Source organism: Streptomyces yamdrokensis, from assembly GCF_053890455.1.
On the sequence record NZ_CM132679.1, the window covers coordinates 5,138,549 to 5,161,510 of the forward strand.

The window sequence follows — 22,962 nt, forward strand, 5'->3', positions numbered from 1 at the left end:
ACACAGGACGGCACGGAGCGCGGCAGACACCCGGGCGCGGAGGGCAAGGGAAGGCGAACAGCCGGCGAAGACCGTACGCGTCACGCAGCCGGAGGCCTCGGCACAGTACCGGTCGTACGGGGTGGCCGGGTACCGTGGACCCGGCCCGGACCACGGAAGACCGCACGGACGCACGGACACGTCGACGCACTGGCCACCGAGGGCCGAGGGCCGAGGACATCGCAAGGAGCTTCAGGTGTTCAATGACATAGGACCGCTCGAGCTGGTGACGCTCGTCATCCTCGCCGTGCTCGTCTTCGGTCCGGAAAAGCTCCCCAAGGTCATCCAGGACGTGACCAGGACGATCCGTAAGATCCGTGACTTCTCGGACAGCGCCAAGCAGGACATCCGCGAGGAACTGGGTCCGGAGTTCAAGGACTTCGAGTTCGAGGACCTCAACCCCAAGGCGTTCATCCGCAAGCAGCTGGACAACGACGAGCTGGGGCTCAAGGAGATCCGCAGCGGATTCGACCTGAAGAAGGAGATGACCGAGGTCACGGACGCCGTCCACGGCCGCGACCCCGAGGCCTCCCAGGCCTCCTCGTCTTCCGCCGCCTCCCCCGCGCCCGCCGCGGGCGGTCGCCTCGACATGACGAAGAAGCCCGAGAGGCCGGCCGCCGACGACCGTCCGCCCTTCGACGCGGACGCCACCTGAGCCCCGCCGAGCCCCTGCGTGGCCGTCCGGGCAGGGCCCCCGTACACCCCCGTACGTGACGCGTTTCATACTCCGTCAGGCCCCCGTACGGCCTGAACCGGGTGTCCGCGCGGCCCACGCGCCGGGCGGTTTCCCGGCGCGCGCCCACGAGGTGGCTATGCTGCCCGAGTTGTTGTGCGGTCCGGACGAGTACGCCCGAAGGGGGGCGGGCCGCCCCCGGTCCGACGAGAGCGAGGAGGCGTCCGGGCATGGAGACGACGAGTCGGGCAGTCGCGCAGGCGTCGGCCGCGGAGGGTGGACGACAGGTCCCCTTCGGCCGGCGTACGGTCGACGGCTACCTGAGCGCGCCCTTCCCGTGGTACGGCCTCGACGAGGCGTTCACGGGGCGGCGCTGGCTGATGCAGGTCGGCACCGCGGCCGACGGGGCCGTCGAGCACGGGTCGACCGGGCACGGTGACGAGCCCTCGGTCCGCAGCGAGTACACGGCCCAGACCGGCCAGGACGCGAAGGAGAAGTTCGCGGTCGTCGTGACGGTGGCCGCGAACCCGGTGCGCCGCAGTGCGGACGGCACCGGTCTGATGGAGGCCACCTCGGTGTCCTCCGCCGCCTGGCTGGCCGGAGTGGGGCTGCTGTCGTTCACCTGGCCGGGCCAGATGGACCACTCCCTGCGCGACGACTGGCTGGAGCAGCAGACGGAGACGGCCTGGGTGCTGGCGGACGACCTCGACGGGCCGGACTGGTCGACGCTGTCCCTCCCGGTGGACGGGGTGCCGACGCCGTTCCACTACCGGGAGTCCGAGTTCGGCTGGGTGCTCGCGGGGTCGACGCGGGCGGGCGTGCACGTCGGCGCGTACGGCCGGGGCATGAGCGCGTACGGCCTGGGTTTCGCCGTGGTCGAGGACATCGCCGCCTACGCGGCCGTCTGAGCCGCGGAGCGTACGGCTGTCGTCCCGCACGGGCATCCCCGTACGGATGCCCCCTACGGCGCAGGGCGCCGCCCCGACGGACGGCGCCCTGCGGCACAGCGGACCACGGCGCGTTCACGGCCCCGTACGGGCCCCTGGAGCGCTCAGAACTTGTTCCTCGGCGTGATACCCAGCGCCAGGCCCGCCAGGCCGCGCTGGCGCCCGCCGAGCTTGCCGGCGATCGAGCGCAGCGCCGAACCCGCCGGGGACTCCGGGTCGGTCAGGACGACCGGCCTTCCCTCGTCGCCGCCCTCGCGCAGGCGCACGTCGATGGGGATGGAGCCGAGCACCGGAACGCCTGCCCCCGTGGTGCGGGTCAGCCCGTCGGCCACCGACTGGCCGCCACCGGTACCGAAGACGTCGACCATCTCGCCGCAGTGCGGGCAGGGCAGGCCGGACATGTTCTCGACCACGCCGACGATCTTCTGGTGGGTCTGCACGGCGATGGAGCCCGCCCGCTCGGCCACCTCGGCCGCCGCCTGCTGAGGCGTGGTGACGACCAGGATCTCGGCGTTCGGCACGAGCTGGGCGACGGAGATCGCGATGTCGCCGGTGCCCGGCGGCAGGTCGAGCAGCAGCACGTCCAGGTCGCCCCAGTACACGTCCGCCAGGAACTGCTGCAGCGCGCGGTGCAGCATCGGGCCGCGCCACACCACCGGCGCGTTGCCCGGGGTGAACATGCCGATGGAGATGACCTTCACGCCGTGCGCGGACGGCGGCATGATCATGTTCTCGACCTGGGTCGGACGCCCGTCGGCACCCAGCATGCGCGGCACCGAGTGACCGTAGATGTCGGCGTCCACGACGCCCACCTTCAGGCCGTCGGCCGCCATCGCCGCCGCCAGGTTCACCGTCACCGACGACTTGCCGACCCCGCCCTTGCCGGAGGCGACCGCGTACACCCGGGTCAGGCTGCCCGGCTTGGCGAAGGGCACCTCGCGCTCGGCCTGGCCGCCGCGCAGGGCGTTCGCCAGCTCCTTGCGCTGTTCGTCGCTCATCACGTCCAGCGTGACGTCGACCCGGGTGACGCCTTCGAGCCGGGAGACCGCCTCCGTCACCCGCTGCGTGATCGTGTCCCGCATCGGGCAGCCGGAGACCGTCAGGTACACGGTGACCGCGACCGCCCCGTCCGCACCGATCTCCACCGATTTGACCATCCCGAGTTCGGTGATGGGCCGGTTGATCTCGGGGTCGTTCACCGTCGCCAGTGCCTCGCGCACCGCGTCTTCCGTAGCCATGGTGTCGATGGTACGGCGCCCGGTACGTCCCCCGGTAAGCCCGCTACCGGTCGTCTGCGTCACGTCCCGGAGGCCGTTGTGCCCGCATCGTCGCGATTGTGTCCTGGTGGTCCTGGTGGTCCTGGTGGTCCTGGTGGTCCTGGTGGGCCCGGTGTCCGTTCTGCCGTCCCTCGAGTTCCTTCATCACGTCCTGGAGCTCCGAGCGGATCCAGTCGCGCGTCGCGACCTCCCCGAGCCCGATCCGCAGGGCGGCGATCTCCCGTGTCAGGTACTCGGTGTCCGCGATCACCCGCTCGTCCTGCTTGCGGTCCTGCTCCAGGTTGACCCGGTCGCGGTCGTCCTGCCTGTTCTGCGCGAGCAGGATCAGCGGGGCGGCGTACGAGGCCTGGAGGGACAGCATCAGGGTCAGGAAGATGAACGGGTACTCGTCGAAGCGCAGTTCCTCGGGCGCGGCCACGTTCCACACCAGCCACACGATGATGACGACCGTCATCCAGACGATGAACCGCCCGGTCCCCAGGAACCGCGCGATCCGCTCCGACAGGCGTCCGAAGGCCTCCGGGTCCCACTCGGGCAGCAGCCGGCGCCCGGGCGGGAGCGGCTGGTCCAGCCGGGGCGTACGCGGCCGGTGGCCGGAGGCCGTGGCTCCCGCGGGCTGACGCTGCTCGCGCACGCCGTCGCGCTCAGGTGTCATCGGTCACCACCTCCTCGTCGTCCCTGACGTCCCTGACGTCCCTGCCGTCCGCGTCACCGGTACCGTCCCTCCCGTCCGTGCCCCTCGCGCCCTCCGGGCCCCCGGTGTCGTCCGGGCCCCCGGTGTCGTCCGGGCCCCCGGTGTCGTCCGGGACGTCGTCGTCGTTCAGATGGAACTCGGTCTCCCGCCAGTCGTCCGGCAGCATGTGGTCCAGTACGTCGTCCACCGTCACCGCGCCCAGCAGCGCGCCCGTCTCGTCGACCACGGGCGCCGCCACCATGTCGTACGCGGCGAAGAACCCGGCGACCACGGGCAGCGCCGCATCCGGCGCCAGCGACTGCAGATCGTCGTCGATGATCGAGCCGACCAGTGTGTACGGGGGGTCGCGCAGCAGCCGCTGGAAGTGGACCGTGCCCAGGTACTTGCCGGTCGGGGTCTCCTCCGGCGGACGGCACACGTAGATCTGGGCCGCGTGCGCCGGGGACAGGTCCGGGTTGCGGATGCGGGCCAGGGCGTCGGCGACGGTCGCGTCGGGCCTGAGCACGATCGGCTCGGTCGTCATCAGACCGCCCGCGGTGCGCTCCTCGTACGCCATCAGGCGCCGCATGTCGGCCGCGTCACCGGGCTTCATCAGGCTCAGCAGCCGCTCCTTGTCCTCCTCGGGCAGCTCGGAGAGCAGGTCGGCGGCGTCGTCCGGGTCCATGGCCTCCAGGACGTCGGCGGCGCGCTCCTCCTTCAGCTTGCCGAGGATCTCCACCTGGTCGTCCTCGGGCAGCTCCTCCAGCACGTCCGCGAGGCGGTCGTCGTCCAGGGCGGCGGCCACCTCGGCGCGGCGCTTGGCGGAGAGGTGGTGCAGGACGTTGGCCAGGTCGGCGGGACGCAGTTGCTCGAACGTGGCGAGCAGACTCTCGGCGCCCTGCCCCTGCTCCTCCAGGGAGAACCCGGTGACCGTCGACCACTCGACGGTCAGCGTCTCGCCCTTGCCCCGCCGAAACGTTCCCCCCTTCTTGCCCTTGCGGACGAACACCCGGTCGATCTCCCATTCCCGGCGGGCCGGCAGCTGATGCACCGACAGGTCCAGGACGGTGACCTCCTCACCGGTCTCCACCAGCGTCACCCTGCGGTCCAGGAGCTCGCCGAAGACGAGCCGCTCGGTGGGCCGCTGCTCGAAGCGCCGGACGTTGAGCACCCCGGTGGTGATGACCTGGCCGGACTGCACGGCGGTCACCCGGTTCATGGGCAGGAAGATGCGGCGCCGGCTGGGGAGTTCGACCACCAGACCGAGCAGCCTCGGCGGACGCCCGCCCACCCGCAGCATGACGACCAGATCACGCACACGCCCCACCTGGTCACCGGCCGGATCGAAGGTGGCGACGCCGGAGATGTGCGAGACGAAGAACCGGGGGGCGCCCGCTGCCATGGCGGCGGCTCCTTTTCGTACGGGGCGGTGCTGCCGTGCCGCCTTGCCTGTGCTGCGTGCTGCGTGCTGCCTGCTCTGGTCCTGCCGCTTCTCCCCCCGCGGACCGTTCCGATGGTCCGGATGCCCCGTTCAGGCGGCTTCAGGCTAGCCCGTCCCGACCGGCGGTGCTTCGGGAGCCGGTCCGGACGGACTGCCTCCAAAGGGCCGGTGCGGTCCCGGTAATCTGCGGTACGCAGTTCAGGTCCCCCTCAGAGAGGCAGCGCAACCTGTGACTCCGATCTCCCCGGGCCGTTCCCGCACAGCCACGCTGGCGGGTGCCGTGTGCGTGCTGCTCGTGACCGGAACGGCGCTCACGGGATGCTCCTCCGAGGAAGAGGACCCGAACAAGGGCACCAACGGCGTCGGCAGGCTCTCCGCCGCCGAGATCCAGAACAGGACGCGGACGGCCGCCAAGTCGGTCGACACCGTGCGACTGCACGGGAACGTGGTCACCAGCGGGCGTACGTACGCGCTCGACATGCGCCTCAAGCCCGAGGGCGGCATCGGATCGGTCACCGCCGGGGGGCAGACCTTCCGGCTGCTGAAGGTCGACGACGAACTCTTCCTGAAGGCCGACGCCAAGTTCTGGGGCCGGGCGGAGGGCGGGGCCGGCGAGGACGACGCGAAGGGCGAGGGCGGGGGTGCGTCGGACACGGTGGCGGCCGGCAAGCTCGCCGAGAAGTACGTGAAGGTGCCGGAGGGTGACCCGTCGTACAAGAAGTTCATCGGCTTCGCGGACAAGGACGTTCTCCTCGACAGCCTGCTGACCCTGCACGGCGCCCTCGCCACGGACGGCCACCACGAGCAGGACGGCGTCCGCAGCATCCGCGTCACCGGCGACAAGGGCTCCGGCGGCACCCTGGACGTCTCGCTCGAGGGCAAGCCGTACCCACTGCGCATGGTGCGCGCCGGCAAGGCGGGCACCCTCACCTTCTCGGCCTGGGGCGCCGACTTCACCCTGGAGAGGCCGGCCAAGGACGAAACGCTGGATTACGAGGGGCAGCTCCCGACGTCGTAGGAGAACCGGCGCAGCGGCCGGTCAGCGGCGCTTCTTCCGCCCCGCCAGCAGCCGGGGCAGGCCCGCGGGGGCCGGATGCCGGGTCGTCACCGGGGTCGGCAGCGGGGGCTCGGCCAGGGAGCCGTCGGGCAGCGGTGCCGTCGCCCCGGTCGGCTCCAGGCGCAGGACCCGGCACTCACGAGCCCAGCGTTCCGTCATCGCCTCGCCGTCGGGCGCGTTGAGCCGCTTGCCCTTGAGCACGGCGGCCGCCGCCTCCCACTCCTCGGAGCCGGAGGGCAGCTCCACGACCGTCGCGGCCCAGGAGACCAGCCGGCCGCCCTTGTCCTTGCTGCGCACCGTCACCCCGGCCGCCCCGCCGTCCACCAGCCCCGGCAGCGGCTGCTCGCCGGGACCGTCGCCGACCAGGCACATCGCACCCTCGTGCCACACATGCCACAGCGGCCGGGCCGGGACACCGGGTCCCTGGACCCAGACGAGGCCGGACTTCTTGGTGGCCTCCTCGACGAGGGCCCGGTCGAACAGCGCACTGGTCGCACTTGTCATGGGCCCAGCCTATCCAGGGCCGCGGGGCCGGATCCCGGATGCCGGGGCCCGTTCCCGCTGCGGTCCCGGGGCCGGTGTCAGAGCCAGCCGTTGCGCTTCAGCGTGCGGTGGATGCCCAGGCAGAGGGCGACGGTCACACCGAGGACCACCGGATAGCCGTACTTCCAGTGCGTCTCCGGCATGTAGTCGAAGTTCATGCCGTACACCCCGCAGACCATCGTCGGTACGGCGATGATGGCGGCCCACGAGGTGATCTTGCGCATGTCCTCGTTCTGCGCCACGGACGCCTGCGCGAGGTTGGCCTGGAGAATGGAGTTGAGCAGCTCGTCGAAGCCGATCACCTGCTCGTGCACCCGGGCCACGTGGTCGGCGACGTCCCGGAAGTACTTCTGGATCTCCGGGTCGATCAGCCGCATCGGCCGCTCGCTCAGCAGCTGCATGGGCCGCAGCAGCGGCGACACCGCCCGCTTGAACTCCAGCACCTCACGCTTGAGCTGGTAGATCCGTCCGGCGTCGGTGCCGCGCGGGGTGCCTCCCCGGCCCGGCGAGAACACCTCCGTCTCCACCTCGTCGATGTCGTCCTGCACCGCGTCGGTGACCGCGATGTAGCCGTCGACGACGTGGTCGGCGATGGCGTGCAGGACCGCGGAGGGGCCCTTGGCCAGCAGCTCGGGGTCCTCCTGGAGACGGTGCCGCAGACCACGCAGGGAGCCCTGGCCGCCGTGCCGGACGGTGATGAAGAAGTCCCGGCCGGTGAAGCACATCACCTCACCGGTCTCGACGACCTCGCTGCTGGAGTTGAGCCGGTCGTGGTCGAGGTAGTGGATGGTCTTGAAGACCGTGAAGAGCGAGTCGTCGTAACGCTCCAGCTTGGGCCGCTGATGGGCCTGGACGGCGTCCTCCACGGCCAGCGGGTGCAGCCCGAACTCGCGGGCGACGCCGGAGAATTCGTCCTCGGTCGGCTCGTGCAGGCCGATCCACACGAAGCCCGAGTCACGGCGCACCAGGCGCATCGCCTCCTGCGGGGTGAGCGGGCTGTCGGTCTCCACGCGCCGGCCGTCGCGGTAGATGGCGCAGTCGACGACCGCGGTGGCCGTCGCCGGATCACGGGTGGTGTCGTACGGGGAGTTGCTCTCCTTGCGCAGCGAGACACGGGTGGGACGGACCACGGCGCGCAGGTCGCGGATCATCGACATGGCGGGCTCCTTCGCGAAACGGGCAACGAAAGGCGCCGGTGCAACGGGTGGAACCACCCGGAATGAGGACGTCCTGACCAAGAGACGACCCGGCCTCCGGGAAAGCCGGGGCAGGGGATGTTTGGCACGTCCACAAAGCGGGGAGCACCGCATCGTCGCGGTGGCGAGTCTCGTCGCTGATGCAGCTACTGGGGCAGATCAGACGGGACGAAACGAAACGCTCTTCCGATGAAGACGCGATGATGCGAGGTGGCAGCCGGAACGGAGCAGCTACATCAACGGGTGGAAGAGCGGGTGCTACTGCACGGTCGACTTCGGTCCATGCCAGCCCCACCTCCTCCGGCCGGTCCCCCGTGAGGGACGATCCTGACCCCCTGGGGGGATTCCCCCACAGGGGGAGCGTCACAGCGGTACCGGGGCTCCGGCGGACTCTCCCAGTGCCCTGAAAATGCCCTGACGGCCTGGGCGTTGCCTGGGGGCCTACTGCGTGCTGCCCCGAACCTCCGGGCCACACTAGCAGCCGACCGCTGTGTCAAGGCGCCGCTTCGCCTGCCGCCGACGAGTTCTATGCTCGCCGCATGGCAGATGTTCTTCCTCTGGTCGAAGCCCGGTTGCGTACCGCTCTGGGTGAACCGGACGCGCGCGCGGCGGTCACCTTCCTGGGTACGGACCGCGTCGAGGTGCTGCGCTTCCAGGAGGGCGACATCGTGCGCTACGCCACCCTCGGCATGTCCGCGCAGCCCATGGCCGACCCCACGGCGGTGATCGCGGACCCGGTCGCGGGCCCGCGCGCGGAACTCGTGCTGTCGGTACGGACCGGTCTCGCCGACACCGACAAGGTGCTCCGCCCGCTCGCCGTGCTCGCCGCGTCCCCCCAGGTCGAGGGCGTGGTCGTGGCCCCCGGTGCCTCCCTGGACGTCGGTGAACCGCTGTGGCCCGGGGCCCCGTTCACCTCGGTGCTGGTCGCCGAGCCGGGCGGTCTGGTGGAGGACCTGGCGCTCGACGAGCCCATGGAGCCCGTACGGTTCCTGCCGCTGCTGCCCATGACGCCGAACGAGGCCGCCTGGAAGCGGGTGCACGGCGCCCAGGCTCTCCAGGAGCGCTGGCTGACCCGGGAGACGGACCTGAGACACCCCGCCCGCGCCTCCGTCGCGCTGGACTGAACGGCTCCCCGGCGGGGCGGGCGGCCGCTCGCCGGGGTGAGCAAGCTCACCTGTGCCGACCCGTCAACGCCGAGTCGCGACGGCCCGGTTGGCGAGGACCGCGGCGGCCCGGTGCCGGCCGGGAGCACGGTCGGGGGGCGGGTGGGCCGGCCTCGGCCGTGGTGGACGACCGGTTCGGTCCGAACGGGTGATCGTCCTTGACGTGGCGGTGCGAGGGTAGGACCGTGGGGCCTTATGAGGGGCGAACCCAGTTGCCCGAAGTGTGGTGGCCGGGTCAGGGCTCCCGGCCTCTTCTCCGATGCCTGGCAGTGCGATGCGCACGGCATAGTACATCCGGTCCAGCCCGTGATACCGCCGAGCGTCGAGGCTCTCGACGTCGTCGTGCACCGCACCCAGGTGCCGGTGTGGATGCCGTGGCCGCTGCCGGTGGGCTGGCTGTTCAGCGGTGTGGCCAGCGCCGGTGACGACCGCAGCGGCGGCCGTGCCAGCGCCGTCGCGTGCACCGGCCCCGGGCCGCTCGGCGGCATGGGCGAGCTGATCCTGGTGGCCGAGGAACTCGGCGTCGGACTCGGCGCGCGCTACGCGGGAGTCGACGGCCCGGACCCGGGGCCGTACCTGGACGTCGAGAAGCCCGCCGACACCAAGGTGCTGGCCGCCGGCCGCCCGACCCCGCTCTGGCACGTCTCCAAGACGCCGGACGACCGGGCCGTCTTCGCGGGCGAGGCGCTCGGGATGTGGCTGTGGGCGGTGGTGTGGCCCGAGCAGTCCGGGCTCCTGATGTACGACGAACTGGTCCTCACCGACCTGCGGGACGCCGGGGCCGAGGTGGAGCTGGTGCCCTGTGGCGCGCTGTCGCCGCGGCTGATGGAGGCGCCGTGACCCGCGGCGGCGGGAGGGCCGGAGGGGCGCGTCGACGCGGAGTGCGCGGACAGGGGGGAGTGCGCGTGTAGGGGGCGCCGGGCGGGTTCGGGTGTGACGTGGACGTGTGGAAGTGCGGTTATCCTGAAGCGTCCCCGTCCGCCCGTCACCGCTTGGAGCCACGCGTCGTGCGTATCGATCTGCACACCCACTCCACCGCGTCCGACGGTACGGACTCCCCGGCCGAGCTGGTACGAGCGGCGGCCGCCGCCGGTCTCGACGTCGTCGCGCTGACCGATCACGACACCACCCGCGGACACGCCGAGGCCCTCGCCGCACTCCCCGCGGGGCTCACGCTGGTGACCGGCGCCGAGCTCTCCTGCCGCTACGACGGCATCAGCATGCACATGCTGGCCTACCTCTTCGATCCCGAGGAACCGGCGCTGCTCGCCGAGCGCGAGCTGGTCCGGGACGACCGGGTGCCGCGGGCCCGGGGCATGGTCGCCAAGCTGAACGATCTGGGGGTGCCCGTCACCTGGGAGCGGGTCGCGCGGATCGCCGGCGACGGCTCGGTGGGCCGCCCGCACATCGCCACGGCACTCGTCGAGCTGGGTGTGGTGGAGACGGTGAACGACGCGTTCACCCCGCAGTGGCTGGCCGACGGCGGCCGGGCCCACATGACGAAGCACGAGACCGACCCCTTCGAAGCGCTCCGCCTGGTCAAGGGCGCGGGCGGGGTGGCGGTGTTCGCCCACCCGGCCGCGAGCAAGCGCGGCCGGACCGTGCCGGAGTCCGCCATCGCCGAACTGGCCGGGGCCGGTCTCGACGGCATCGAGGTCGACCACATGGACCACGACCCCGACACCCGGGCGCGGCTGCGGGGCCTCGCGAAGGAACTGGGACTGCTCGTGACCGGGTCCAGCGACTACCACGGCAGCCGGAAGAACTGCGTGCCCGGGGAGTTCACCACGGACCCCGAGGTGTACGGCGAGATCACACGCCGTGCGACCGGCGCGTTCCCGGTGCCGGGGGCCGGCGGCGTCTGAGCCGCCCGCCCGTACGCCCTTGGGCTCCGCCCCTCGCAGGGGGCGGCGCCCGCTTTCCTCCCGGGCTTTCCGCTCCTTGAGGCTCCTCGCTCCGGGCCTGCGCATCGAGCGCTTCTGAATACGCGTCCTTCCGGTGCCCCCTGCTCGCGGCTCGCCCACCCCTCCTGACTCCTCTTCACCCCTCTTCCCTCACTCGTTTCACAGCAAGGCAGTCATGTTCGACGTCGCCGTCTTCGGCTCCCTCTTCCTGACCCTCTTCGTCATCATGGATCCCCCCGGGATCACCCCGATCTTCCTGGCCCTGACCGCGGGCCGGCCCGCCAAGGTGCAGAAGCGGATGGCCTTCCAGGCCGTCTGCGTGGCCGGTGGCGTGATCGTCCTGTTCGGGCTGATCGGGCAGCAGATCCTCGACTACCTGCACGTGTCCGTGCCCGCGCTGATGATCGCGGGCGGGCTGCTGCTCCTGCTGATCGCACTCGACCTGCTCACCGGCAAGACCGACGAGCCCCAGCAGACCAAGGACGTCAACGTCGCTCTGGTCCCGCTCGGCATGCCGCTGCTGGCCGGGCCCGGCGCGATCGTGTCGGTCATCCTCGCCGTGCAGAAGGCCGACAGCGGCACGGCCCAGGTGTCGGTGTGGGCGGCGATCCTCGCCATCCACGTCGTGCTGTGGCTGGTGATGCGGTACTCGCTGCTGATCATCAGGGTCATCAAGGACGGCGGGGTGGTCCTGGTGACGCGGCTCGCGGGCATGATGCTCTCCGCGATCGCCGTCCAGCAGATCATCAACGGGGTCACGCAGGTGGTCCAGGGCGGTTGACCGTGCCGACCGCACCGTGTCGACCGCACCGTGCCGGCCGCCCCGTGCCGGCCGCGCCGCGCGGCAGCGCGCGGGACGCGCGAAGCCCCCGTATCCGGCGATGGCGGTACGGGGGCTTCGGAAGGTCGGTGCGGACCCGGCGTCCTGCGTTATGAGGCCGGTGTGCCGGCCGGGCGGATCCACAGGCGCTGCCCGATGGCGGCGGCCTGCTGCACGATGCGGTTGACGGAGGCGGCGTCCACGACGGTGGTGTCCACGGCGGTGCCGTCGATGTCGTCGAGTCGCATGATTTCGAAGCGCAAGGGCTTCTCCCTTCGTCTGGTCATCCTCCTGAAGGAGAACTACTGGGGTGGTCGGCCACGGTCCGAAACGGCCCGTGTTCCATCAGTGCTCAACGAGTTGCCCCCTGCAAACATTCCCTACGCTAAGGAAATTCTTCGATCGACTAAATACTGACGAGTAAGGGTTTCGCGGGAGACCGACCGGGACCGGTTGTGTTCGCACAGTGACCGCCGGGACAATGGAAGCGATGAACGACGACCTGGCGGACCTGAACTCCCGTATCGACCGCACGAACGAGCTGCTCCAGCGCATGCTCGCCGAGGTGGCGAAGACGCCCTCCACGCACGCGATCTTCGTCGACGCGGGCTATCTGTACGCGGCGGCGGGGCGGCTGGTCGCCGGCACGGAGGACCGCCGGGCCTTCGACCTCGACGCCGAGGGGCTCATCGACGCGCTCATCGACCGGGCCCGCACCATCTTCGCGGACAGCAGACTGCTGCGCGTCTACTGGTACGACGGCGCCAGGCGCCGTATCCACACCGCCGAGCAGCAGACCGTCGCCGAGCTCCCCGACGTCAAGGTCCGCCTGGGCAACCTCAACGCCAACAACCAGCAGAAGGGCGTCGACTCCCTGATCCGCTCCGACCTGGAGTCACTGGCCCGGCACCGCGCCATCAGCGACGCGGCCCTGCTGGGCGGCGACGAGGACCTGGTCTCGGCGGTCGAGGCCGCCCAGGGGTACGGCGCCCGGGTCCACCTCTGGGGCATAGAGGCGCCCGAGGGCCGAAACCAGGCCGAGCCCCTGCTCTGGGAGGTCGACAGCCAGCGCACCTTCGACCTCGACTTCTTCAAGCCGTACGTCTCCCGGCGCACGGGCCCCATGTACGAGCCCGCGACGGGCCGGCCCGCCCGCGAGGACGTCCGCTTCGTCGGCGCGCAGATCGCCGCGAAGTGGCTCTCCGAACGCGGGCGGGACTCGCTGGTGGAACTACTGCCGGGCCACCCCTATCTGCCCGGCTCGGTCGACCAGGACCTGCTGGTGGAGGCCGAAGGACTGCTGCAGTACTCCCTGCGAGGCCAGGCCGACCTGCGACGCGCCCTGCGCGACGGCTTCTGGGCCCACCTCCAGGCGCAGTACTAGGCGAGGGGCCCGGGGGCGGTGATGCCGGCGCTGCCGGTGGGGCGGGACTGGAGGCCGTCCCAGAAGTCGGCGAGGGCTTGCGCGGTGGGCTCGGGCCGGTCGACGGCGGGGGAGTGTTCGGCCCCGGCGACGACCGTGCGGTGCGCGTTCAGGCGTACGGCCATGGAGTCGAGGTCCGGCACCGGCCAGGTGTCGTCGTGCGCACCCGACAGCACGTGGAACGGCATGGGTACGGCGGCCAGTTCGGCGACCAGATCCGGCTCCACGCACAACTGCAGCCCCGTAGCAAGTAGTTGAGCGGGGCTGGTGCCCAGCCAGCGGCGGCGCAGATGCTCCTGGCCGCCGATCCCGCGCGCGGGCCCACCGACCTCCTCCGGCGGGCCCAGGGCCAGGACCGCCTCCCAGCACTCCGCCATCGTCATGTGGGAGAGCGCGTCCCGCAGCAGCTTCACGCGCTGCTCCTGGGAGACCGAGATCCGGGCGGGACCGGACGAGATCAGGGTGAGCGAACGGAAGGGGGAGTGGTCCTCGAGCACCGCAGCGCGGGCGATCTGGCCGCCGAGCGAGTGTCCGACCAGATGCAGCGGTACGTCCGCTCCACGCGGAGCGCCGAGCGCCTCCGCCTGCGCGAGCACGTCCCGCGCCAGTTCCGCCCGCGCGTACGCGGACTCGTCGTCCAGGGGCCCGTCCGACTCGTACTGTCCCCGCCCGTCCACGGCGACGCTGCGGTACCCGCGTGCGGCGAGCGGCCCGTGCACCAGCGTGAAGTCCTCCTTGCTCCCCGTGAACCCGGGCAGCGACAGCACGACCCCCTTCGGCTCGAGCCTGTCGGCCGGCGGCACGTCGACGACGGCGAACTCCCCGCGGGCGGTGCGGAGCCGGTACGCCCGAGCGCCGGCCGGCAGCGTGGAGAAGGGAGAGGGAGAGGGGGAGGTGACAACAGGGGAAGGAGAAGGAGGGGGAGCGGGAGCGGGAGCGGGGTGGCTGGTCACGGGGTGAGGGTAGCGGGCGCCGCGGGGCGTGCGGGGTGCCGGGTGACGCCTGCCGGGTGACGCCGACGGCCCGGCCCCACAGGTGTGGGACCGGGCCGTCGGACGGCGCCTCGGGTGCGCGTCAGGCCTCCGTGGACTCCGCGGGGGCCGCCGCAGCGGTCTTGCGGGCGCGGCGGACCCGGGGCTTGGCCTCGGCCGCCTCCGGCTCGGCCTCGGACGCCGCCTGGGCCGGGATACCGGCGGTGTCCGCGGTGGCCTTGCGGGCGCGGCGGCGCGGCTTGGTCTCGGCCGCCTCGACAGCCTCAGCGGTGTCTGCGGCCTTGGCGGCCGCCGTCTTCCGGGTGCGCTTGGGCTTCGCCTCGGCCGTGGCGACCGCCGTGGCTTCCGGCTGCTGCGTGGCGGTGGCCGCCTTACGGGTGCGGCGGACCCGGGGCTTGGCCTCGGTGGCCTCGGCCGTGTCCACAGCCGTCTCCGCCGCCGCAGCGGTCTTGCGGGTGCGCCGGGGCTTGGTCGCCGCGGCTGCCTCCGGCTCGGTCTCGGACGTGGCCTGGGCCGGGATGGGGATACCGGCGGCGGTCGTGGCGGTCTCAGCGGCCTCGGCCGTCGCGGTGGCCTTGCGGGTGCGGCGGCGGGGCTTGGCCTCCGTGCCTTCGGCGGTGTCGAGCACGGCCTCGGCAGCGGCAGCCTCGGGGGCCCTGGCCACGCTCTTGCGGGTGCGGCGAGGCTTGGTCTCCACCGGCTCAGGGGTGGATGCCGCGGTCGCCTCGGCCGTGTCCACCACTACCTCGGCAGCCGAAGGCGCAGTCGCGGCCGCGGACTTGCGGGTCCGGCGGCGGCGCGGCTCGACGGCGGGGGTCTCGGGCTCACCGGACACCGGGGCCGCCCCGGTCGGGGCGGCGCTCTCGGCCGACGGGGCGACGGCGACCGCCACCGCTGCGTCGGCCGCGGTGTCGACGACGGCTGCCGTCTCCGCGGACCTGCGGGAACGGCGGCGGCGCGGCTTCGACGGGACCTCGTTCGACGGGGCCTCGTTCGACGGGGCCTCAAGGACTTCCGGGGTCTTTGGAGCGTGTCCGGTCGTGCCCTCCGCCACCGCGACGGCGGCCTCGGCGGACTCGACCGCGGCGGCCACCGGGGCCGTCGTCGCCTCGGCCCCACCGCGCATACGGCGACGGCGACGCGGGGCGCGGGAAGTCGTGCCGGCCTCCGCCTCACCGGTGCTTTCGCCGGCGCCCCCGACGGCCGGGGACGCCGGCTGCTGCGCCGACTCGCTCAGCGGTGTACCGCCACGCGTGCGGCGACGGCGGCGCGGCGTACGGGCCGGGCGCTCGTGGTCCGCGGACAGGGAGTCGCCCCGGTCGGCCCGCTCGCCCCGGTTGCTGCGGTCGGCCCGCTCGTTGCGGCCACCGCGTCCGCGCGGGCCACCACGGCCGCCCAGCTCGCCCAGGTCCTCCATCTCCTCCGCGTCGAGCCCGGCGCGGACGCGCTCCGAACGCGGCAGGACCCCCTTCGTGCCCTCGGAGATGCCGAGGTCGGTGAACAGGTGCGGGGAGGTGGAGTACGTCTCCGGCGGGTCGCCGAAGCCCAGGTCCAGCGCCTTGTTGATCAGCTGCCAGCGCGGGATGTCGTCCCAGTCGACCAGCGTGATCGCCGTACCCTTCGCCCCCGCGCGGCCGGTACGGCCGATGCGGTGCAGGTACGTCTTCTCGTCCTCGGGGGACTGGTAGTTGATGACGTGCGTGACGCCTTCGACGTCGATGCCGCGGGCGGCGACGTCGGTGCAGACGAGCACGTCCACCTTGCCGTTGCGGAACGCGCGCAGCGCCTGCTCGCGGGCGCCCTGGCCGAGGTCGCCGTGGACCGCGCCGGAGGCGAAGCCTCGCTGCTTGAGCTGGTCGGCGAGGTCGGCGGCGGTGCGCTTGGTGCGGCAGAAGACCATGACCAGGCCCCGGTTGTCCGCCTGGAGTATCCGCGAGACCATCTCGGGCTTGTCCATGTTGTGCGCGCGGTAGATGAACTGCGTGGTGTTCGCGACGGTCGCGCCCGCGTCGTCCGGCGAGGTGGCGCTGATGTGCGTGGGCTGCGACATGTAGCGGCGGGCCAGCCCGATGACCGCGCCCGGCATCGTCGCCGAGAACAGCATGGTCTGGCGGCGGGCCGGAAGCAGGTTGATGATCTTCTCGACGTCGGGCAGGAAGCCCAGGTCGAGCATCTCGTCGGCCTCGTCGAGGACGAGGGCCTTGACGTCCTTCAGGTTCAGCTTCTTCTGCCCGGCCAGGTCGAGCAGGCGGCCCGGGGTGCCGACGATCACGTCGACGCCCTTCTTCAGGGCCTCGACCTGCGGCTCGTAGGCCCGTCCGCCGTAGATCGCGGTGACGCGGACATTGCGCACCTTGCCGGCGGTCAGCAGGTCGTTGGTGACCTGCGTGCACAGCTCGCGGGTGGGGACGACGACGAGCGCCTGCGGCGTGTCCGTGAGGTCCTCGGGCTTCGCGCGGCCCGCCTCCACGTCCGCGGGGACGGTCACGCGCTCGAGGATCGGAAGGCCGAAGCCCAGCGTCTTGCCGGTACCGGTCTTGGCCTGGCCGATGACGTCCGAGCCCGACAGGGCCACGGGGAGCGTCATCTCCTGGATGGGGAAGGGGGTGATGATGCCGACGGCTTCAAGGGCTTCGGCGGTCTCGGGGAGAATCCCGAGCTCTCGGAACGTAGTCAGGGTGCTGCCTCTTCTGTGTGCGCGGTGCGAGGCGAGCGCGGGGGTCGTCTATGGACCATGCCGGGGACGTCGGCTGCCTTACGGGGATGCCGTAGGGCACGGGACCACTGCCGACGCTCTAGCGCTCGTACCGCTGAGGGTCCCTCCGATCGTCGTACGCAATGTGCCGTACGGTCAGGGAGAGCGGTCGGGGCGGAGCCGATCGGGCCTCCGACCGGGCATCCTCATACGTGCGCCCCGTCGACTACGTCAGAGTACTCGGCAGGCGCATTACCACCATACCCCGAATTCGCGCACACGCCATGGCCGATCTGGCCACGTAGTCGTCATCACACGTGTTGACCAGCGCCTTACGGCCCGCGACAAGCGGGCTATTGTGCGGATTATGACGAGCTCTGACATGCCCGACCCTGTCACGGACACCCCCGACACCCCCGCCGCGCCGACCGGCGTCGCCGCCATGGACTGGGCGGTCGCCTCCGCCGACCCGCAGTACCGCGCCGCCATCGTGGACCTGCTCGGCGCGCTCGCGTACGGGGAACTGGCGGCGTTCGAGCGGCTCGCGGACGACGCCAAGCTGGCGCCCACGCTGGAGGACAAGGCGGAGCTGGCGAAGATGGCGTCGGCCGAGTTCCACCACTTCGAGCGGCTGCGCGACCGGCTGGCCGGGATCGGCCAGGAGCCGACCGTCGCGATGGAGCCGTTCGTGGCCGCGTACGAGGGCTTCCACAAGCAGACGGCGCCCTCCGACTGGCTCGAGGGGCTCGTCAAGGCCTACGTCGGCGACTCGATCGCCAGCGACTTCTACCGGGAGGTCGCGGCCAGGCTGGACTCCGACACCCGCGCGCTGGTGCTGGGCGTGCTCGACGACACCGGGCACGGCGGGTTCGCCGTCGAGAAGGTGCGCGCGGCGATCGACGCGGACCCGCGCGTGGGCGGGCGGCTCGCACTGTGGGCGCGGCGGCTGATGGGTGAGGCGCTGTCCCAGTCGCAGCGGGTCGTGGCCGACCGGGACGCGCTGTCGATGATGCTCGTCGGCGGTGTCGCGGACGGATTCGACCTCGCAGAGGTCGGCCGGATGTTCTCCCGGATCACCGAGGCCCACACCAAGCGGATGGCGGCCCTGGGCCTGGCGGCCTGAGAATCGTCCGGCTCCGCCGGGCTCCTGGGCCCCGTGGAGCTCCAGGACAGGAGGTGTCGTGTCGGCGGAACCGGTTTCGGCGGCCGGTCAGGCGGTCGCCGATCGGCCGCGGAGCCCGCCCGCGGGGCGCAGCAGCAGTGACAGCGACGCCACGGAGACGATCGCCGCCCCGAACAGGACCGCCGGCAGGCGGCCCGCGTCCAGCGCGCTGTGCGTGAGGAAGGCGCCGAACAGGGCCCCGGCCACCCCGGTCGACAGGACCAGCGTGCGGGCGGGGAGGCGGTGCGGCAGGCGGCGCGTGGCCGCCCATGCCAGAGCCAGGCCGAGGATCGCTGAACCGAGCGCTTCCAAGAGCATGTTCGGGGTCCCTCCCGCATAGCCGGCCTGCTCACATCGGTCGTAGCCCGTCCTACCCCTGACCTGCGGAATCCAATCCTCCCCTGTAAGGGACCCGGGCCCCGTCCGTGAAGAGCGAAGACGGCGCCGGGCGGCAGGGGGAACGGCGGGGTGCGCAGAGGTGAACGGCACGGGGGAGAAGCCGAACGGAGCAGACGCGCAGAGCGGAGCGCCGGAGCATCCGAAAGGTGCGGAGCGCGGGCATGGAAGGGCCCGGCGGCTCGGGGTGCCGAGCCGCCGGGCCCTTCCATGCCCGCCGGTGTGTCTGCCGGCCGTCGCCTACAGTGCGCCGAAGCCCACCTTGCGCGGGGCCGGCTCGCCGATCTCGACGTATGCGAGACGGTCGGCCGGGACCAGGATCTTGCGGCCGTGCTCGTCCACGAGGCTCAGCAGCTGAGACTTCCCGGCCAGCGCCTCGGCCACCACGCGCTCGACCTCCTCGGCGCTCTGACCGCTCTCCAGAACGATCTCGCGGGGCGCGTGCTGCACGCCGATCTTGACCTCCACGGCTATGTCCCTCCGACGGTCAGTGAAGTGCGCGGCCTTCCGCGCCGTACTCAGCACACATTAGCCCGGTGAGGCGATGTGCACGCTCAGCCCCCGCAACGCCAGGAGCGAACAGCGGACGGGAACAAACGGCCGCCCCCGCCCGCCGGCATCCGCGGCCCGGCGCTGTCAGAACTGCTGCTCGCTGCCGTGCAGCGGGAATCCGGCGATGCCCCGCCAGGCCAGCGAGGTCAGCAGCTGGACCGCCTGGTCGCGCGGCACGCTGCGGTCGCTGTGCAGCCAGGACCGCGCGACCACCTGGGCCAGACCGCCCAGCCCCGAGGCGAGCAGCATCGACTCCTGGCGCGACAGCCCGGTGTCCTCGGCGATGACGTCGCAGATCGCCTCGGCGCAGTCGTTGGTGACCCGGTCGACCCGCTCGCGCACCGCGGGCTCGTTCGTCAGGTCCGACTCGAAGACCAGCCGGAAGGCGCCACCGTCGTCCTCGACGTACGCGAAGTAGGCGTCCATGGTCGCCCGTACGCGCTGCTTGTTGTCGTGCGTCGACGCGAGCGCGTGACGCACCGACTGGATCAGCGACTCGCAGTGCTGGTCCAGCAGCGCCAGATACAGGTCGAGCTTGCCCGGGAAGTGCTGGTAGAGCACCGGCTTGCTGACGCCCGCACGCTCGGCGATGTCGTCCATCGCCGCCGCGTGGTAACCCTGCGCGACGAACACTTCCTGGGCGGCGCCCAGCAGCTGGTTCCGTCGGGCACGGCGCGGCAGGCGTGTGCCCCTCGGGCGCACGGTCTCTGTCTGCTCGATGGCTGTCACGCCGCCTCCCATTGTCGTCCACATGCGGTGTGAGCCGCGCCGTCATCGTACTTTTCGGTAACCGTGCTGTGCGCGGTGAGAGCGCAGGATTTCACGGACCGGACGACGCCGAAAGCCGCATGGACGGTTTCAAAAGCTGCCAGAGAGGGCAAGGCGAGACCTCGTTTCCGCGTGGACCTTTCCCGTGGAGTGGCCCTTCTGCGACCTCCCCGGCTCCCTCGGCGCCGTCACCGGTAGTCGTCCTCGTCGAGGGAGACGACCCTGGCCTGTTCGGCGAGGTCCGCCTCGTTGGCGCGGTCGGTGTCGGCGTCGGTCAGCGGCTCGTCACGGTCCGGGGCGAGGCCCGCGTGCTGCTCGGCCGCGTCGGCCTCCGGCGCCTCGACACCGTACTCCAGGTCTTCGCGGGCGGCGTCGGCTTCCTCGAACGTCTCGGGATCGGTGGGATCTGATGCCATGGCTGGGCTCCCTTCCTGCGAACGTCCCCGCACCGTGCGGGGGTCACATACGAGTGCCCTCGGTTCGAGCCAGGGAGACACCCGATCCGGGCGTCGTGCGATCCGCGACCGGGACGTGACGCCGTGTGCACGCGGCGGGGCCGGCGGGTCTGTGACCGCCGGCACACGAGTCCCGGCGTGATCGTCTCGTAACATTGCGGCATGTCTTCGACCGACCTGCCGTCCGTGCCGCCCACGACCATTCTTTCCGAAGAGGCCGCCGTGAGGGTCGCCGAGGGCGAGCGTCTCAGGTCGGTCGAACTTCCGGGCGTCACCCTGTCCGTGCGGTCGAGGCCGCCCGCGCGCGAAGGACTCCCGCCCGCACTCCACATCCACGGGCTCGGGGGGTCGTCGCAGAACTGGTCCACGCTGATGCCCCTCCTGGACGACATCGTCCACAGCGAGGCCGTCGACCTTCCCGGCTTCGGCAACTCGCCGCCGCCGGACGACGGCAACTACTCGATCTCGGCGCACGCCCGCGCGGTGATCCGTTATCTCGACGCGGCCGGGCGCGGCCCCGCGCACCTCCTGGGCAATTCGCTCGGCGGCGCGGTCGCCACCCGTGTCGCCGCCGTGCGCCCCGATCTCGTCCGGACGCTCACGCTCGTGTCACCGGCCCTTCCCGAACTGCGCGTGCAGCGCACCGCCGTGCCGACGGGACTGCTGGCGGTGCCCGGGGTGGCCCCGCTGTTCACCCGGATCACCCGGGGATGGTCGGCGGAACAGCGCGTCCGCGGCGTCGTGGCGCTCTGCTACGGAGACCCCGGGCAGGTGACACCGGAGGCGTTCCGCCACGCCGTGCAGGAGATGGAACGCCGGCTGCGGCTGCCGTACTTCTGGGATGCCATGGCCCGCTCCGCGCGGGGCCTCGTCAACGCGTACACCCTCGGCGGCCGGCACGGGCTGTGGCGCCAGGCCGAGCGGGTGCTCGCGCCGACCCTGCTGCTGTACGGCGGACGGGACCAGCTCGTCGGCTTCCGGATGGCCGGGCGCGCGGCCCGCGCGTTCCGCGACTCCAGGCTGGTCACCCTGCCCGAAGCGGGGCATGTGGCGATGATGGAATACCCCGAGGCGGTGGCCGCCGCGTTCCGTGAACTCCTCGCGGATGCAACGGATCCGGCGGAGGAGGGGGATACTTTGGAGCCGGGTGCGAAGGGCGCCCCGGGCTCGGCCGCCGGTATCACCGCGGACGGGACCGCCGCCGGCGGGCCAACCGCCGACAACCTGAGGGGCTGAGGCGCGACGTGGGACGCCACAGCCGCCGTGGACCCGCGCCCAAGGGCGACGCCCGCCCGGCGCGGGGTACGACGCCCCCGGGACAGGGGGCGGCCTCCGGCGGAACCGGTGCGTACAGCCCACCCACCCCGCCCGGCCCGTACGGCTCACCCGGGCGGGGAGCGCGGGGTGACGGCATACCCGAGGGGCCCGGAACCCCCGCCCACGGGGCACGGCGGCCACCGGACGGCCGGCTTCCGGACGGGACACCGGCGCGGGGAGTGCCTCGCTTCCCCGACGGCACGCCCGCCCACGGCTTCCCCCGACTGCCCGACGGCACCCCCGCGTACGACGTTCCGCGAGCCGCCCGTGGCGGCGGCCACCCCGAGCAGCGGGAACCCGGCGGCGGCTGGGGAGAGGTGGGGGGACGCGGCGCGGGTGCCCGGTCGGCCGGCCGGGCCGTACCCCTGCCGGGGCAGCGCCAGGCGCCGCCCGAGCAACCGCGCGGGCCACGGGGGCCGCGAGGCCGACAGGGCCCGCGGCAGGACTACCTCGACGCCTTCGGTGAGGGCGACGACGTCCTCACGCCCCGTCCGCCCGCCACGATCCGCCCGGCCTTTGGTGTGGGCCCCGCACACCCCACGGATCCTTGTACCGCCGTCACGGACTGGAGTCCCGCCTCGGCCACGGGGGCCCAGGCCGGTCCCGGCGACACGCCACCCACCGGGGCGCCGGAGCAGGGCAAGGGCGCCAAGGGGCGCGCGTTCACCGGGATCGCGGCCGCCGCCGTCACCACCGTGCTGGCGGTCGTCGTGGCCGGCCAGGTCGCCGACGAGCGCGACGGTTCCGACGGCCTCCAGGCGCAGTCCGCCCCCGAACAGGCGGCGCGCGACGTCCGGGACCCCGGTGTGGGCGGGGGCGCGGGCGACGATCGGGGCACCTCCCCGGGAGCCCCCCGCGCCGAGCCGCTGACGTACGCGCAGAAGATGGACAAGAGGTTCCCGCTCAGCGCCACGGCCGAGGGCTCGGGGAAGTTCGACGCGATCACCGGCATCGCCGAAGGGCCCGGCAAGGGGCAGAAGATCACCTACCGCGTGGACGTGGAGCGGGGACTCGGCCTCGACGGGGCACTCTTCGCCGAGGCGGTGCACAGGACGCTCAACGACGACCGCAGCTGGGCGCACAACGGCGCCCGCACCTTCGAACGCATCCACTCCGGCCGCCCCGACTTCGTCATCACCCTCGCCGGCCCCGCGACGACCGCCGAGTGGTGCGCCAAGTCCGGCCTGGACACCACGGTCGACAACGTGTCCTGCGACTCGGCGTCCACCGAACGCGTGATGATCAACGCGTTCCGCTGGGCGCGGGGTGCCGCGACGTACGGCGACGAACTGCTCGCCTACCGCCAGATGCTGATCAACCACGAGGTCGGCCACCGCCTCGGGTACAACCACGTCACCTGTGACAAGGACGGCGATCTGGCCCCGGTCATGCAGCAGCAGACCAAGTTCCTCGAACACGACGGAATCAGCTGCCGGCCCAACGCCTGGGCGTATCCGAACAGCTGACGG

The 22,962-nt window shown here is 72.2% G+C and carries 23 protein-coding genes; 11 read left to right on the forward strand and 12 right to left on the reverse strand.

Translation table 11 applies throughout. The features are described from left to right. Positions 1–235 precede the first annotated feature (235 nt). Both ACWZEH_RS23010 and ACWZEH_RS23015 read left to right on the forward strand, forming a co-directional pair. On the forward strand, positions 236–694 hold the full coding sequence (locus ACWZEH_RS23010) for a sec-independent translocase (RefSeq protein ID WP_456193006.1): 459 nt from the start codon (positions 236–238) through the stop codon (positions 692–694). Between the two features lie 248 nt (positions 695–942). Further along, positions 943–1,620 (forward strand): hypothetical protein, encoded by a 678-nt coding sequence (locus ACWZEH_RS23015; RefSeq protein ID WP_456193007.1) that lies wholly within the window; start codon positions 943–945, stop codon positions 1,618–1,620. A 143-nt stretch (positions 1,621–1,763) separates the two neighbouring features. On the opposite strand, the gene ACWZEH_RS23020 is transcribed toward ACWZEH_RS23015, so the two are convergent. From ACWZEH_RS23020 to ACWZEH_RS23030, 3 genes are read right to left on the reverse strand one after another with little or no spacing between them, the layout of a single operon-like run. Continuing rightward, entirely contained in the window at positions 1,764–2,897 is a 1,134-nt protein-coding gene (locus tag ACWZEH_RS23020; RefSeq protein WP_456193008.1) for an Mrp/NBP35 family ATP-binding protein, read from the reverse strand. 43 nt (positions 2,898–2,940) lie between these two features. Further along, positions 2,941–3,591: a DUF1003 domain-containing protein gene (locus ACWZEH_RS23025; protein WP_456193009.1), complete on the reverse strand. Its 651-nt coding sequence runs from the start codon at positions 3,589–3,591 to the stop codon at positions 2,941–2,943. Beyond that, positions 3,581–5,011 (reverse strand): magnesium transporter MgtE N-terminal domain-containing protein, encoded by a 1,431-nt coding sequence (locus ACWZEH_RS23030; RefSeq protein WP_456193010.1) that lies wholly within the window; start codon positions 5,009–5,011, stop codon positions 3,581–3,583. The genes ACWZEH_RS23025 and ACWZEH_RS23030 overlap by 11 nt, the downstream gene beginning before the upstream one ends. Positions 5,012–5,279: 268 nt before the next feature. On the opposite strand from ACWZEH_RS23030, the gene ACWZEH_RS23035 reads away from it, so the two are divergent. Further along, positions 5,280–6,068, forward strand: a complete 789-nt coding sequence (locus ACWZEH_RS23035; protein ID WP_456193011.1) for a hypothetical protein — start codon at positions 5,280–5,282, stop codon at positions 6,066–6,068. A gap of 21 nt (positions 6,069–6,089) precedes the next feature. Here the strand turns inward: ACWZEH_RS23035 and ACWZEH_RS23040 are convergent, their stop codons facing one another. Continuing rightward, complete coding sequence (locus ACWZEH_RS23040; protein ID WP_456193012.1) at positions 6,090–6,611, reverse strand: hypothetical protein; 522 nt, start codon at positions 6,609–6,611, stop codon at positions 6,090–6,092. Between the two features lie 77 nt (positions 6,612–6,688). Then, complete coding sequence (locus ACWZEH_RS23045; protein WP_456193013.1) at positions 6,689–7,807, reverse strand: magnesium and cobalt transport protein CorA; 1,119 nt, start codon at positions 7,805–7,807, stop codon at positions 6,689–6,691. Between the two features lie 578 nt (positions 7,808–8,385). Here ACWZEH_RS23045 and ACWZEH_RS23050 point away from each other — a divergent pair. The 4 genes from ACWZEH_RS23050 (at position 8,386) to ACWZEH_RS23065 (ending at position 11,694) form a co-directional block, all read left to right on the forward strand. Next, complete coding sequence (locus tag ACWZEH_RS23050; RefSeq protein WP_456193014.1) at positions 8,386–8,970, forward strand: suppressor of fused domain protein; 585 nt, start codon at positions 8,386–8,388, stop codon at positions 8,968–8,970. 234 nt (positions 8,971–9,204) lie between these two features. Then, positions 9,205–9,849 carry a DUF6758 family protein gene (locus ACWZEH_RS23055; protein WP_456193015.1) on the forward strand — a complete coding sequence of 215 codons (645 nt, stop codon included), beginning with the start codon at positions 9,205–9,207 and terminating at the stop codon, positions 9,847–9,849. 167 nt (positions 9,850–10,016) lie between these two features. After that, positions 10,017–10,874, forward strand: coding sequence for a PHP domain-containing protein (locus ACWZEH_RS23060; RefSeq protein WP_456193016.1), 858 nt, complete (start codon positions 10,017–10,019; stop codon positions 10,872–10,874). A gap of 214 nt (positions 10,875–11,088) precedes the next feature. Further along, complete coding sequence (locus ACWZEH_RS23065; RefSeq protein WP_456193017.1) at positions 11,089–11,694, forward strand: MarC family protein; 606 nt, start codon at positions 11,089–11,091, stop codon at positions 11,692–11,694. 149 nt (positions 11,695–11,843) lie between these two features. On the opposite strand, the gene ACWZEH_RS23070 is transcribed toward ACWZEH_RS23065, so the two are convergent. Continuing rightward, positions 11,844–11,996, reverse strand: a complete 153-nt coding sequence (locus tag ACWZEH_RS23070) for a hypothetical protein (protein WP_456193018.1) — start codon at positions 11,994–11,996, stop codon at positions 11,844–11,846. Between the two features lie 227 nt (positions 11,997–12,223). Here ACWZEH_RS23070 and ACWZEH_RS23075 point away from each other — a divergent pair, with 227 nt between their 5' ends. Further along, complete coding sequence (locus tag ACWZEH_RS23075; protein WP_456193019.1) at positions 12,224–13,117, forward strand: NYN domain-containing protein; 894 nt, start codon at positions 12,224–12,226, stop codon at positions 13,115–13,117. Here the strand turns inward: ACWZEH_RS23075 and ACWZEH_RS23080 are convergent. Together ACWZEH_RS23080 and ACWZEH_RS23085 are read right to left on the reverse strand one after the other, a co-directional pair. After that, entirely contained in the window at positions 13,114–14,022 is a 909-nt protein-coding gene (locus tag ACWZEH_RS23080; RefSeq protein WP_456199784.1) for an alpha/beta fold hydrolase, read from the reverse strand. The two genes, ACWZEH_RS23075 and ACWZEH_RS23080, sit on opposite strands and share 4 nt — an antisense overlap. Before the next feature lie 208 nt (positions 14,023–14,230). Further along, the gene (locus ACWZEH_RS23085; RefSeq protein ID WP_456193020.1) at positions 14,231–16,735 is read right to left on the reverse strand and encodes a DEAD/DEAH box helicase; all 2,505 of its coding nucleotides are present in this window, start codon (positions 16,733–16,735) and stop codon (positions 14,231–14,233) included. A 475-nt stretch (positions 16,736–17,210) separates the two neighbouring features. On the opposite strand from ACWZEH_RS23085, the gene ACWZEH_RS23090 reads away from it, so the two are divergent. Further along, on the forward strand, positions 17,211–17,966 hold the full coding sequence (locus ACWZEH_RS23090) for a ferritin-like fold-containing protein (protein WP_456193021.1): 756 nt from the start codon (positions 17,211–17,213) through the stop codon (positions 17,964–17,966). An 87-nt stretch (positions 17,967–18,053) separates the two neighbouring features. Here ACWZEH_RS23090 and ACWZEH_RS23095 read toward each other — a convergent pair whose 3' ends face one another. From ACWZEH_RS23095 to ACWZEH_RS23110, 4 genes are all read right to left on the reverse strand, one after another. Then, on the reverse strand, positions 18,054–18,323 hold the full coding sequence (locus ACWZEH_RS23095; RefSeq protein WP_456193022.1) for a hypothetical protein: 270 nt from the start codon (positions 18,321–18,323) through the stop codon (positions 18,054–18,056). A gap of 318 nt (positions 18,324–18,641) precedes the next feature. Beyond that, positions 18,642–18,869 (reverse strand): DUF3107 domain-containing protein, encoded by a 228-nt coding sequence (locus tag ACWZEH_RS23100; RefSeq protein ID WP_019522837.1) that lies wholly within the window; start codon positions 18,867–18,869, stop codon positions 18,642–18,644. A gap of 168 nt (positions 18,870–19,037) precedes the next feature. Further along, positions 19,038–19,682, reverse strand: a complete 645-nt coding sequence (locus ACWZEH_RS23105; RefSeq protein ID WP_042172863.1) for a TetR/AcrR family transcriptional regulator — start codon at positions 19,680–19,682, stop codon at positions 19,038–19,040. A 227-nt stretch (positions 19,683–19,909) separates the two neighbouring features. Then, positions 19,910–20,137: a hypothetical protein gene (locus tag ACWZEH_RS23110; protein ID WP_456193023.1), complete on the reverse strand. Its 228-nt coding sequence runs from the start codon at positions 20,135–20,137 to the stop codon at positions 19,910–19,912. 201 nt (positions 20,138–20,338) lie between these two features. On the opposite strand from ACWZEH_RS23110, the gene ACWZEH_RS23115 reads away from it, so the two are divergent. Next, entirely contained in the window at positions 20,339–21,412 is a 1,074-nt protein-coding gene (locus ACWZEH_RS23115) for an alpha/beta fold hydrolase (protein ID WP_456193024.1), read from the forward strand. 8 nt (positions 21,413–21,420) lie between these two features. Further along, entirely contained in the window at positions 21,421–22,959 is a 1,539-nt protein-coding gene (locus tag ACWZEH_RS23120) for a DUF3152 domain-containing protein (RefSeq protein WP_456193025.1), read from the forward strand. Positions 22,960–22,962 lie beyond the last annotated feature (3 nt).

What these genes read in the sequence shown, in the direction of transcription:
- ACWZEH_RS23015 (WP_456193007.1), top strand. Translation starts at nt 943, where the DNA reads ATGGAGACGACGAGTCGGGCAGTCGCGCAGGCGTCGGCCGCGGAGGGT.
- ACWZEH_RS23020 (WP_456193008.1), bottom strand. Translation starts at nt 2,897, where the DNA reads ATGGCTACGGAAGACGCGGTGCGCGAGGCACTGGCGACGGTGAACGAC.
- ACWZEH_RS23025 (WP_456193009.1), bottom strand. Translation starts at nt 3,591, where the DNA reads ATGACACCTGAGCGCGACGGCGTGCGCGAGCAGCGTCAGCCCGCGGGA.
- ACWZEH_RS23030 (WP_456193010.1), bottom strand. Translation starts at nt 5,011, where the DNA reads ATGGCAGCGGGCGCCCCCCGGTTCTTCGTCTCGCACATCTCCGGCGTC.
- ACWZEH_RS23040 (WP_456193012.1), bottom strand. Translation starts at nt 6,611, where the DNA reads ATGACAAGTGCGACCAGTGCGCTGTTCGACCGGGCCCTCGTCGAGGAG.
- ACWZEH_RS23045 (WP_456193013.1), bottom strand. Translation starts at nt 7,807, where the DNA reads ATGTCGATGATCCGCGACCTGCGCGCCGTGGTCCGTCCCACCCGTGTC.
- ACWZEH_RS23050 (WP_456193014.1), top strand. Translation starts at nt 8,386, where the DNA reads ATGGCAGATGTTCTTCCTCTGGTCGAAGCCCGGTTGCGTACCGCTCTG.
- ACWZEH_RS23055 (WP_456193015.1), top strand. Translation starts at nt 9,205, where the DNA reads ATGAGGGGCGAACCCAGTTGCCCGAAGTGTGGTGGCCGGGTCAGGGCT.
- ACWZEH_RS23065 (WP_456193017.1), top strand. Translation starts at nt 11,089, where the DNA reads ATGTTCGACGTCGCCGTCTTCGGCTCCCTCTTCCTGACCCTCTTCGTC.
- ACWZEH_RS23075 (WP_456193019.1), top strand. Translation starts at nt 12,224, where the DNA reads ATGAACGACGACCTGGCGGACCTGAACTCCCGTATCGACCGCACGAAC.
- ACWZEH_RS23085 (WP_456193020.1), bottom strand. Translation starts at nt 16,735, where the DNA reads ATGACGCTCCCCGTGGCCCTGTCGGGCTCGGACGTCATCGGCCAGGCC.
- ACWZEH_RS23090 (WP_456193021.1), top strand. Translation starts at nt 17,211, where the DNA reads ATGACGAGCTCTGACATGCCCGACCCTGTCACGGACACCCCCGACACC.
- ACWZEH_RS23095 (WP_456193022.1), bottom strand. Translation starts at nt 18,323, where the DNA reads ATGCTCTTGGAAGCGCTCGGTTCAGCGATCCTCGGCCTGGCTCTGGCA.
- ACWZEH_RS23110 (WP_456193023.1), bottom strand. Translation starts at nt 20,137, where the DNA reads ATGGCATCAGATCCCACCGATCCCGAGACGTTCGAGGAAGCCGACGCC.
- ACWZEH_RS23115 (WP_456193024.1), top strand. Translation starts at nt 20,339, where the DNA reads ATGTCTTCGACCGACCTGCCGTCCGTGCCGCCCACGACCATTCTTTCC.